This is a genomic window from Desulfobacterales bacterium (genome assembly GCA_021647905.1).
Lineage (GTDB): Bacteria > Desulfobacterota > Desulfobulbia > Desulfobulbales > BM004 > JAKITW01.
This window is the reverse complement of sequence record JAKITW010000084.1, coordinates 1-11,512: the sequence shown is the minus strand read 5'-3', so window position 1 is coordinate 11,512 and position 11,512 is coordinate 1. Positions and strand designations below refer to the sequence as shown.

General features: G+C 58.6%; 7 protein-coding genes and 4 tRNA genes. All 11 read left to right on the top strand.

What is annotated here, in order from left to right:
- Positions 1-81 precede the first annotated feature (81 nt).
- Positions 82-2,232 (top strand): DNA translocase FtsK, encoded by a 2,151-nt coding sequence (locus tag L3J03_11080; GenBank protein MCF6291521.1) that lies wholly within the window; start codon positions 82-84, stop codon positions 2,230-2,232.
- A 366-nt stretch (positions 2,233-2,598) separates the two neighbouring features.
- The gene (aprB, locus tag L3J03_11075) at positions 2,599-3,015 is read left to right on the top strand and encodes an adenylyl-sulfate reductase subunit beta (GenBank protein ID MCF6291520.1); all 417 of its coding nucleotides are present in this window, start codon (positions 2,599-2,601) and stop codon (positions 3,013-3,015) included.
- Between the two features lie 64 nt (positions 3,016-3,079).
- Entirely contained in the window at positions 3,080-5,074 is a 1,995-nt protein-coding gene (aprA, locus tag L3J03_11070; protein MCF6291519.1) for an adenylyl-sulfate reductase subunit alpha, read from the top strand.
- Between the two features lie 260 nt (positions 5,075-5,334).
- Entirely contained in the window at positions 5,335-6,597 is a 1,263-nt protein-coding gene (locus tag L3J03_11065) for a 4Fe-4S binding protein (GenBank protein MCF6291518.1), read from the top strand.
- Positions 6,598-6,603: 6 nt separating this feature from the next.
- Positions 6,604-8,868 carry an FAD-dependent oxidoreductase gene (locus L3J03_11060; protein MCF6291517.1) on the top strand — a complete coding sequence of 755 codons (2,265 nt, stop codon included), beginning with the start codon at positions 6,604-6,606 and terminating at the stop codon, positions 8,866-8,868.
- Positions 8,869-9,069: 201 nt separating this feature from the next.
- Entirely contained in the window at positions 9,070-10,275 is a 1,206-nt protein-coding gene (qmoC, locus tag L3J03_11055) for a quinone-interacting membrane-bound oxidoreductase complex subunit QmoC (GenBank protein ID MCF6291516.1), read from the top strand.
- Positions 10,276-10,400: 125 nt separating this feature from the next.
- Positions 10,401-10,476: transfer RNA gene (locus L3J03_11050), tRNA-Thr, on the top strand.
- Positions 10,477-10,721: 245 nt separating this feature from the next.
- Positions 10,722-10,806, top strand: a tRNA-Tyr gene (locus L3J03_11045).
- 230 nt (positions 10,807-11,036) lie between these two features.
- Positions 11,037-11,112: transfer RNA gene (locus tag L3J03_11040), tRNA-Gly, on the top strand.
- Positions 11,113-11,198: 86 nt separating this feature from the next.
- Positions 11,199-11,274, top strand: a tRNA-Thr gene (locus L3J03_11035).
- Between the two features lie 75 nt (positions 11,275-11,349).
- Positions 11,350-11,512, top strand: a 163-nt coding sequence (locus tag L3J03_11030; protein MCF6291515.1) for a GTP-binding protein, incomplete at its 3' end; no start/stop codon positions are given.

Sequence of the window (11,512 nt, the reverse complement as noted above, 5' to 3'; positions counted from 1 at the left end):
CCTTGACCCCTGACCCCTGACCCCTGACCCCTGACCCCTGACCCCTGACCCCTGATTTGCACCAAGTACAACCCAGAGCCTATGGCCCGGAAACAGAAAAAAGAACAGTCGTTGAGCCTGGTCCAGGAGATCCTGGCCATTGCGGTTTTCTGCGGCGCCCTGTTTCTTTTCCTAAGCCTGGCCAGTTTCTCCCTGTCCGCGGCCCGTTCGGTCGAGCCGGTCACCGCGGCAGTGAACTGGTGCGGTCCGGTCGGCCATTATACTGCTGATTTTCTGTTGGAGTTTCTGGGGGTGAATTCCTTCTGGCTGGTCCTGCTGCCGGGTCTCTATGCTGTTAAGTTTTATTTCTCCCGCTCGTTGCCGACCCGTCTTCCCCAGATTATCGCCGGCGGACTCGGGTTGATTATTGCCGGTAGCGGCCTGGTCGCTTTTTTTGTCACCCCGGCGGTCCGGACCGTGACCCTTTTGGGCCGGGTCTATCCGGCCGGAGGTCATACCGGCAACATCCTGCTGGCCTTTCTGCATCGCTATTTCGGCCAGCCCGGCTCCCTCCTGCTGTTGCTGCTGGCCTTTCTTCTTTCCCTGATGCTGGCGCTGCGCTTCTCGCCCCTTTCCCTGGGCCAGGGACTGGTGCGGTGCGGCGGCCTCCTTGTTGCCCGGTTCCGGGGGGGAACGCAACCCCGGGCCGGACGGGACAAATCTTCTCGACACGCCCCGGCCCCGGTCGAGTCGAGGGAGGATGGGCCCAAGGCGGTGGTCCATGTCCAGGAACCGCTGGTGTCTGAGTATGAAAACGAGGAGATCGGGGATTTTCAGGTGGTGCCGGTCCAGGCCGGTGAATATCATCTCCCCGGCCTCGGGCTTCTGGACAAGGCCAATGGCAACGGGCCGAAATTCGACCGGGATCATTACTATGCGGTGAGTCGGCAGCTTGAGGAGAAGCTCAAGGACTTCGGGGTGATCGGCAAAGTCGGCGGCATTTCACCCGGCCCGGTGGTGACCACCTATGAGTTTGCCCCGGCCCCGGGGGTCAAGATCAACAAGATCGTCGGCCTGGCCGATGACCTGGCCATGGGGCTGAAGGCGGAATCGGTGCGGATCATCGGCTCGATTCCCGGCAAGGCGGCCCTGGGGATCGAAATCCCCAACCCGCAGCGGGAGATCGTCTATATCCGGGACATCCTGGCCAGCGACTCTTTTCGTAATTCCAGCTCCAAGCTGGCCCTGGGTCTGGGCAAGGACGTGGTGGGCAAGCCGGTGTTCGCCGATCTGGCCAAGATGCCGCATCTGCTCATTGCCGGGGCCACCGGGTCGGGCAAGAGCGTGGCCATCAATGCCATTATCTGCTCCATCCTCTTTCGCGCCACCCCGGACGAGGTGCGTTTCCTGCTGATTGATCCCAAGCGGATCGAACTGTCCGGCTATGAGGCGATTCCCCACCTTCTGCATCCGGTGGTGGTGGAGCCGAAAATGGCCAACCGCGCCCTGCAGTGGGCGGTGCGCGAGATGGAACGGCGATATGAACTGCTCGATGAGTTGCGGGTCAAGAACATCGCCAGCTACAACGAGGTGGCCGGGGAAAAGCTGCCGCTGATCGTGATCGTGGTCGATGAACTGGCCGACCTGATGATGGTCTCTTCCCGGGATGTCGAGGACTCCATCGCCAGGCTGGCGCAGATGGCCCGGGCCGCGGGAATCCACCTGATCCTCGCCACCCAGCGGCCCTCGGTGGACGTACTCACCGGGTTGATCAAGGCCAATTTCCCCACCCGGATTTCCTTTAAGGTCTTTTCCAAGATTGATTCCCGGACCATACTCGACTCCACCGGGGCCGAGCATCTGCTCGGCGACGGCGACATGCTCCTGCTGCCGCCGCGCAAGGCCCGGCTGCAGAGAATCCACGGCGCCTATATCTCGGAGAAAGAGATCGAGCGGATCGTATCCTTTATCAAGGAACAGGGCGCGGCCCGCTATGACGAATCAGTGCTTGAAATCGTCGAGTCGAACGAGGACGGTTCCGAGGCGGCCGACGATGAACATGATCCCAAGTACGATGAAGCAGTGGCCCTGGTCACCGAGAGCGGCCAGGCATCTATTTCCATGGTGCAGCGGCGTCTGCGGGTGGGATATAACCGGGCCGCGCGGATGATCGAAATCATGGAAAAGGAAGGAATCGTCGGCCCTGGTGACGGTTCGAAGCCGCGCGAAGTTCTGGTGCGACGCGACTACTGATCCGCTGCTGTTTATTCCTGGGAATCTCCGTTGCCGAGCTGTGTTTTTTCCTTGACATTTCCCATACTACAAATTATACATCCGTTGTCAGAAATGAGTGACCGTTCAGTCATAGTTGACCGGTTCGTCCGGTCGGCTTTAACGGTATTAGCAAAGAAAATCAGTTGGTTGTCAGGGGCGTGCCTACCGGCTGTTTTCAAGAAAATCACAGGGAGCTTGAACAGTTAAGCCCGGCAGATGTAAAAGGCCGGGGCGCTTTGAAGAGATGATAATCTTCCTGGCGGCCCGGCAGATTGTATAGGATAAAACGGGTTCCAGCGGGATCGGGACCTGCAAAAGGTCAATCCAAGTTGAGGAGGTAATTGAATGCCAAGCTATGTAGAAGCTGAAAAATGTGATGGTTGTAAAGGCGGCGACAAAACAGCCTGCATGTACATCTGCCCCAATGATCTGATGGTCTTGAACAAGGAGGAGATGAAGGCCTACAATCAGGAGCCGGATGCCTGCTGGGAATGTTATTCCTGCGTTAAAATCTGCCCGCAGGGCGCGATTGCCGTCCGCGGTTACAATGACTTTGTCCCCATGGGCGGCATGGTGCATCCGATGCGGAGTTCCGACTCCATCATGTGGACGGTTAAATTCAGAAACGGCAACATGAAGCGGTTCAAGTTCCCCATCCGGACCACGGCCGAGGGTGCTGCCAATGCCTATCTTGACGGCAAGGGTGACAACCTGGATAATGAGAGTCTGTTCCTGGAAGGGGATCTCCCCTCTCCCAAGTAGGAAAGAACTTTACCTGGTTGGATGTTTATAATTGTACTTAATATTCATATAGGAGGAAACGAATATGGCGTTACCGAATAAACCCCTGGGAGAGCTTCCTGCCGATCCCAATCCAGAGATTGTCGAGCACGAGTGTGATGTACTGATCGTCGGTGGCGGTATGGCCGCCTGCGGTACTGCATTCGAGATCAAGAAATGGGCCCCGGCCGACCTGAAGATCACCCTGGTTGACAAGGCTGCCATGGAGCGTTCCGGCGCCGTGGCTCAGGGTCTGTCCGCCATCAACACCTACATCGGCGAGAACCCGATCGAGAACTACGTCAAGATGGTGCGCAACGACCTGATGGGCGTTGTCCGCGAGGACCTGATCTATGACCTCGGCCGGCACGTTGACGAGTCGGTCAAGCTGTTTGAGGAATGGGGCCTGCCGATCTGGAAGAAGGCTGAAGACGGCTCCACCCTGGACGGCGCCAAGCCGGCCCCGACCCTGCGCGAAGGCGGCCAGCCGGTCCGGACCGGTAAGTGGCAGATCATGATCAACGGTGAGTCCTACAAGTGCATCGTTGCCGAGCCGGCCAAGACCGCCCTGGGCGAAGAGAACTGCCTGGAGAGGATCTTCATCGTCAAGCTGCTGCTCGACAAGAACGTGCCCAACCAGATTGCCGGCGCGGTCGGCTTCTCCACCCGCGAGAACAAGGTCCACGTCTTCACCTGTAAGACCATGCTGGTCGCCTGCGGCGGCGCGGTAAACATCTTCCGGCCGCGGTCCACTGGTGAGGGTAAGGGCCGGGCCTGGTACCCGGTATGGAACGCCGGTTCCACCTACACCATGTGCGCCCAGGTCGGCGCCACCCTGACCATGATGGAAAACCGTTTCACCCCGGCCCGGTTCAAAGACGGTTACGGCCCGGTCGGCGCCTGGTTCCTGCTGTTCAAGGCCAAGGTGCAGAACGGTTTGGGCGAGTTCTATGCCGGCAGTGATGCGGCCAAGGAAGAATTGAAAAATTTCATGCCTTACGGCGCCTCGGCGGTTACGCCGACCTGTCTGCGGAACCACCTGATGATGAAGGAGCTGAAGGAAGGACGGGGCCCGATCTACATGGCCACCGACGTTGCCCTGAACGCCTTCCTCGACGATGCGCGTGCTTCCGGCAAGAGCGAGAAAGAAGTCAAGAAGTTCTGGAAACACCTTGAGTCCGAGGCCTGGGAAGATTTCCTCGACATGTCGGTCGGCCAGGCCGGTCTGTGGGCCGGCGCCAACATCGAGCCCGAGAAGGTCGGCTCCGAGATCATGCCCACCGAGCCCTATATGCTGGGTTCACACTCCGGCTGCTGCGGCATCTGGACCTCCGGCCCCAATGAGGACTGGGTACCTGATGCCTACAAGTGGGGCTACAACCGGATGACCACGGTCAACGGTTTGTTCACCGCCGGTGACGGCGTTGGCGCCTCCGGGCATAAGTTCTCCTCCGGTTCCCATGCCGAGGGTCGGATCGTGGCCAAGCAGATGGTCAAGTACTGCCGCGACCATGCCGATTTCAAGCCCGAACTGAAGCAGACCGCTCAGGAACTGGCTGATGAAATCTACGCACCGGTCAAGCTGTATGCCGAGCATGCCGCGTTTACCACTGCTTCCGATATCAACCCCAACTACTGCAAACCCGCCGGTCTGATGATGCGGCTGATGAAGGCCACTGACGAGTATGGCGGCGGTGTTGCCACCTACTACATGACCTCCGGCAAGCTGCTCAACATCTGCCTCGATCTGCTGCGGATGATGCGCGAGGATGCCGAGAAGATGGCGGCCGGCGATCTGCACGAGCTGATGAGGTGCTGGGAGAACTATCACCGCATCTGGTGTGTGGAGACCCACATCCGCCACATCGAGTTCCGCAAAGAGTCCCGTTATCCCGGATTCTACTACCGGTCCGATTTCCCGGCGGTTGACGATGAGAACTGGAAGTGCTTTGTCAACTCCACCTTTGATCCCGAGACCAAGGAGTGGAAGTGCGAGAAGGTCGAGTGCATCAACGTTGTTGAGACCGATCCGTGGCTCTAATCATTAACCCCGGGATTATCATTGCCAGCAGCGATGATCCTGACGTAGTCTAACCGAAAATCTCCAGGCGCCCGAAAAGGGCGCCTGGAGATTTTTTATAGCTGACCCGGAAGCACCCACCAGTTGGTTCGGTTGTTTGAGCCGGCACGGTGACTGGAGAGCCTGACTGAAGTCCGGCCCCGGCGGTTCCAATTTACCTGCCTGTTGAAACAACTCAACCAATGTCTGGCAACTTATAATTTAAGCAATGGAGGAATGGCATGACGGACGAACGCAGCACACCTGGGACCGGTGGTGGCATATTGGTCGTTGGCGGTGGCATTAGCGGGCTGACGGCCGCGGTGGAGGCCGCGGAAGTTGGGCACGATGTCTTTCTGATTGAAAAAAATCCCTATATGGGCGGCCGGGTTGCGCAGCTGAACCAGTACTTCCCCAAGCTGTGTCCCCCCACCTGCGGCCTGGAGATCAACTTCAAGCGGATCAAGAACAACCGCAGGATCCGGATGTACACCATGACCGAGGTGCAGAGTGTTTCCGGAGTGCCCGGCAGCTACCAGGTTACCCTGGAGTCCAGGCCCCGCGGGGTCAACAACAACTGCACCGGCTGCAACGCCTGTGTGGACGTCTGCCCCGAAGAGCGCGACAATACGTTCAACTTCAACATGGACAAGACCAAGGCCATCTACAAGGCCCATGACATGGCCTTTCCGATGAAGTACGTGGTGGACATGGCCGCCTGCACCAGGTGCGGCAAGTGTGTCGAGGCCTGTAAGTATGAGGCCATCGATCTGGAGGGCGCGGCCAAGACCTTTACCCTTGATGTGGGCTCCATTGTCTGGGCCACCGGCTGGAACCCCTACGAGCCCACCAAGATGGATAATCTCAAGTTTGACTCCAGCAACGCTATTATCACCAATATGATGATGGAGCGGCTGGCAGCGCCCAACGGTCCCACCACCGGCCGGATTCTCCGCCCCGGTGACGGCAAGGAACCCGAGAGCTTCGCCTTTGTGCAGTGCGCCGGCAGCCGGGATGAGAATCATCTCGAATACTGCTCCTACATCTGCTGCATGGCCACCATGAAGCAGATTACCTATATCCGGGAGCGCTATCCCGAGGCCAAGGTGTACGTCTTCTACATCGACCTGCGTACCCCGGGCAAATACGAAAAATTCCGTGAGAAGATAATGGCTGACGAGAACACCAGCTTCATCAAGGGGAAGGTTGCCGACATTATCTCTGAGGATGACGGCGGGGTAACCGTGGTTGCGGAGAATGCGGTGACCGGCGAAAAGGTCCGGCAGAAGGTGGATATGGCAATCCTGGCCACCGGCATGGAACCGGCCCTGAAGGCCCAGGGCGCGGCCCTTGGTCTGCAGATGGACGGTAACGGCTTTGTCCTTTCCGACCCGGCCAGCGGGATGATCGCTTCCGGTTGTGCCAAGAAAGCCGCCGATGTCGTCACTTCCGGTCAGAACTCAACTGCAGCAGCCTTAAAAGCCATTCAAGCAACGAGGAGGTAATGGTCGATGGATAAAAAGTACAGTGCATACATATGCACCGGTTGTGGAATCGGCGATGCCCTTGATATTGAGGCGCTCTCCGGAGTTGCCGGCGAGGAGGGGATGACCTGCAAGACCCACGAATTCCTCTGTGGGGCCGACGGGCGGGCCGTAATCGAGAATGATATCAATAATGAGGGGGTAAACACCGTTATCGTCGCCGCCTGTTCCCCCCGGGTGATGCAGGATGAGTTTGATTTTGGCGAGGACAAGATCACCATCCGGGCCAATCTCCGGGAGCAGGTGGTCTGGAGCAACGCCGATGATGCTGATCCCGAATATGTCAACGAGCAGGCCGACGACTATCTGCGGATGGCCTGCGTCCAGGCCCAGAAGACCGAACTGCCCGAGCCCTATCAACTGGAGACGATCAGCAAGAAGATCCTGGTGATGGGCGGCGGTGTGGCCGGGCTTACCGCGGCCATGGAGGCGGCCAATACCGGTTACGAGGTGACGCTGGTCGAAAAGGGTGATGTGCTGGGCGGCCATGCGGCCCAATGGCGCAAACAGCTGCCCACCAGGGCGCCCTGGACCGATCTTGAGAGTCCCTCCATCGGCGAGTTGATCAGCGCGGTGGAGGCGGCGGACAATATCACCGTCAGGATCGGAACCGAGATTGCCCGGATCGGCGGCGCCCCCGGCGCCTTCAAGGTGACCATGAAGCCTGCCGGTACCAGCGGCGAATGGGATGCCCCGGCCAAGGTCGGTGTCGACGAGCAGGACAAGATCGACAAGGGCGAGATGGAAGATCCCAATGTCGGCATGAAAGGCTATATGGAAGAGAATCCCGATGCCGAGGATTTCGGCGCGGTGATTCTGGCCACCGGCTGGAAACCGGCCGATGTCTCCGGGTACGAGCATCTCGGCTACGGCAGCTTCAAGAATGTGGTTACCAACCTTGAGTTCGAGGAGATGGCCGCCAAGGGCAAGATCGCCCGCCCCTCCGACGGCAAGCCGGTGGAGTCGGTGGCCTTTGTCCAGAGCCCCGGCGGGGCCGAGGATGACAAGGATTTCCCCTACTGTAACTCGGTCACCAGCCTGGTGGCATTGAAGCAGGCCAAGTATGTCCGGGAGGACAACTCCGGCGCTAAGGCCTATATCCTGTACCAGCATATGCGGACCCCGGGCAACATGGAACTGTTCTACAAGGCCGCTCAGAACGATGACGGTATCTTTCTGACCAAGGCCCAGGTGACCGGGGTGACCGAGGCCAGCGACGGTTCCTTGAACCTTGCCGCTTCCGACACCCTGCTCCAGGAGGACATGGACATCAACGTGGACATGGTGGTTCTGGCGGCCGGCATGGAGCCCACCACCAAGGACGAGGACACCATCAACCTGGCCTATCGCCAGGGGCCGGCCTTCCTTGACCTGGATCTCTTTGACGGGTATGCGGACTCGCACTTCATCTGCTTCCCCTATGAGACCCGCCGGACCGGTATCTACACCAGTGGCGGTGTCCGCAAGGCAATGACCGTGGAAGAGACCATTGACGATGCCACCGGCGCGGCCTTAAAGGCGATCCAGTGTCTCGAATCGGTGGACCGCGGGGTGGCGGTCCATCCCCGCTCCGGCGACAAGTCCTATCCGGATTTCTTCTTTCAACGCTGCACCCAATGTAAGCGCTGCACCGAGGAGTGCCCCTTCGGCGCCCTGGACGACGACGAGAAGGGCACGCCGCTGCCCAATCCGACCCGGTGCCGGCGTTGCGGTACCTGTATGGGCGCCTGTCCGGAGCGGATCATCGGCTTCAAGAACTACAACGTCGATATGATCGGTTCGATGGTCAAGGCCATCGAGGTGCCTGACGATGATGACGATAAACTGCGGATCCTGGCCCTGGTCTGCGAGAACGACGCCTACCCGGCCCTGGATATGGCCGCCATCCGGCGTCTGAACATCAGCAATCTGGTGCGGGTGATCCCGGTCCGCTGCCTTGGTTCGGTGAACATGGTCTGGATCAAGGACGCCATGGGCGCCGGCATGGACGGGGTGATTCTCCTCGGCTGTCAGTACGGTGACGATTATCAATGCCACTTTGTCAAGGGCAGCGAGATCGCCACCAAGCGGATGGAGAACATCGGCGAGACCTTGAGCAGTCTCGGCCTGGAAACCGAGCGGGTGACCTCCAAGCAGATCGCCATCTCCGACTACAATAAGATCCCGCAGATCATCGCGGATTTTGTCGAGGAGATGGTGGAGTTGGGCCCGAGTCCGTTCAAGGGCTTCTAGCCCCTTGGCATGCGGTTGCATTATGACGGAACAAGTCGTTTGCCGGACAGTGTGTTCCGGCGGACGACTTGTTCCCATTTTTCAGTTGCCACGGGGGTTTGGTTTGTGGTAAGTGACCGTAGCCGGGCATAAGGGCTCGTTCTACTGGAAGAAATCTGCGGCAAACGCGGGAGAGAAGGATAGAAGACGGGAGGCACTACCATGACAATGAAAGTTGAGCCTGATTTACAATTCATTAAATTTCTCAAGGACGCAGGCGGAGACACGCTGAAGAAATGCTACCAGTGTGCTACCTGTTCGGTGATCTGCCCGCTGGCCTCGGACGCCAAGCCTTTTCCTCGCAAGGAGATGATCTGGGCCCAGTGGGGTTTGAAGGACAAACTGGCCGCTGATCCGGACGTGCTGCTCTGCCATCAATGCGGTGACTGTACCGCCTATTGCCCCCGGGGCGCCAAGCCCGGCGATGTTCTCGGCGCGATCCGGGCCTATATGTACACCCATTACGGTTTTCCCAGCGGCCTGGCCAAGCTGGCCAGCAACGGCCGCAACCTGCCGCTTCTGATCGGGGTTCCGGCGGTATTTATCCTGGTGATGTGGCTGATCTCCGGCGGTCTGCACCTGCCCGACGCCCAGACCTTCAAGGAGTATGGCTATGGCCAGTTCTTCGGCCATTGGGAACACCATTTCCTGACCAAGAACGTATTTTTCATTGACATCATCTTCCTGTCGGCCGCGGCGTTTTCCCTGTTCGCCGCCTTTAAGGGCGCCTCGGCCCTGTGGGGCAAGATGAACGAAGGGGTAGCCGCCGGTTCCCAGTTCCGGCCCTCGGCCATCCAGTTTGTCAGGGATTTTCTGGCCCCGGCGGTTGTGGAGACCGTCCAGCATAAGCGGTTCAACCAGTGCGGGGTGAATAAGAATCGGGTCACGGGCCACCTGCCACTGCTGCTTTCCTTTATCGGCCTGTTCATCGTGACCAACTACGTGTTCATCCGGAAGGATTTCTTCGGTTACTTCTTTCCCGAGCTGCACAAGGTCGTCCCCCTGATCGATCCGTTCAAACTGCTGGCCAATGTCAGCGCCATCGCCCTTATCGTCGGCATCTGGATTCTCTGGTCGAATCGCTCCAAGATGGAGGCGGAACAGGGCATTACCCCGACCTTTTATGACTGGTTCCTGATCGGCGAGATCATGGCCGTGGGTGTTACCGGCCTGGGCGCCGAGGTGATGCGGTTGATGGGGTTGATGACCCTGGGCTATGTAATCTACTACGCCCACCTGGTCGCAGTGCTGATGTTGTTTATCTATATGCCCTATACCAAGTTCGCCCACATGATCTACCGTACCGTGGCCATGGCCTTTGAAAACTACCGGCAAAGCGGGTTCGTCACCCGTAAGGTCGCCGAATAAGGCTGTTTTACAGGGCTTTTGCGGTAGCGGTCAGCAGGGACTGAGCGGGCATAACCAGCGTTGAAACCGGACCAAAAAAAAGGTTGATTTTTACCGGTTAACGGATTAGTGTTGCTTGCTTCCGCGCTGGCGTAGCTCAATTGGCAGAGCAGCTGATTTGTAATCAGCAGGTTGCGGGTTCAAGTCCCATCGCCAGCTCCAGCCGAGTTATGCGAGCCGCGGCCGGAAGTGGCCGCAAGGGATGTGTACGAGCATCCGCGACAAAATATGGGCAAGATTCACCAGCACCCCATCCCGGAGTCTTTGTTTTCCTCGTTCGATCAGGCGGCTGACAGCAGCGGGCCATGGACTTCCCCGGCCTGCTTGAACCAGGCCTGGCACTGGTAAACTCTTACGGTTCGGAGGATTGACCGGAGCGTTTGTACCCCGGTGAACTGTTATAAAATGGAGGGGTTCCCGAGCGGCCAAAGGGAACAGACTGTAAATCTGTCGGCGATGCCTTCGGAGGTTCGAATCCTCCCCCCTCCACCATCGCCTCGAACCAGGTGCGGTCTTTAACCGGAGTCTGGCTGTTGAAGTGGCGGCCGGTGGTTGAAATTTGCGGGCCGCCGGGCGGTGAAACGATGGCGCTGCTTGGCATTCATGTGTGCATGGTGTCAGCTTTTGTGTGTGTAAAGGCTCAGGTGGTTACAATCCACGAACTGTCCGCCTCATGAAGAGTGTCCTGGGTGGGCGGTTACCCCACCGGCAGGTAAATCCAAGCGGGAATAGCTCAACTGGTAGAGCATCAGCCTTCCAAGCTGAGGGTTGCGGGTTCGAGACCCGTTTCCCGCTCCACGCTCCATCCGCATTGAGACGTGCGGGCGTTCTGCGGGGCCCTTTTTCGTTTGCGGCCGGGTGATATTCAAGGCCGGGAGTAGTGAGCCCACGTAGCTCAGGTGGTAGAGCACTTCCTTGGTAAGGAAGAGGTCACCGGTTCAAGTCCGGTCGTGGGCTCCATAAAATTTAAATGGTATCGGGCTGCGGCTCGAGCGGGCAAAGAGCAGGATAATCCAGGTTTGAGGAGAAGACGGCATGGCAAAGGAAAAATTCGAGCGGACGAAACCGCACGTAAACGTAGGCACGATCGGCCACATCGACCATGGCAAGACCACGTTGACCGCGGCGATCACCCGGGTGCTGGCGACCAAGGGTCAGGCAAGCTTTGTTGATTTCAGCGAGATCGACAAGGCGCCGG

Bases quoted from the DNA above. Each gene is read 5' to 3' on its own strand.
- L3J03_11080 (MCF6291521.1), top strand. From the start codon at position 82: ATGGCCCGGAAACAGAAAAAAGAACAGTCGTTGAGCCTGGTCCAGGAG.
- aprB (MCF6291520.1), top strand. From the start codon at position 2,599: ATGCCAAGCTATGTAGAAGCTGAAAAATGTGATGGTTGTAAAGGCGGC.
- aprA (MCF6291519.1), top strand. From the start codon at position 3,080: ATGGCGTTACCGAATAAACCCCTGGGAGAGCTTCCTGCCGATCCCAAT.
- L3J03_11065 (MCF6291518.1), top strand. From the start codon at position 5,335: ATGACGGACGAACGCAGCACACCTGGGACCGGTGGTGGCATATTGGTC.
- L3J03_11060 (MCF6291517.1), top strand. From the start codon at position 6,604: ATGGATAAAAAGTACAGTGCATACATATGCACCGGTTGTGGAATCGGC.
- qmoC (MCF6291516.1), top strand. From the start codon at position 9,070: ATGACAATGAAAGTTGAGCCTGATTTACAATTCATTAAATTTCTCAAG.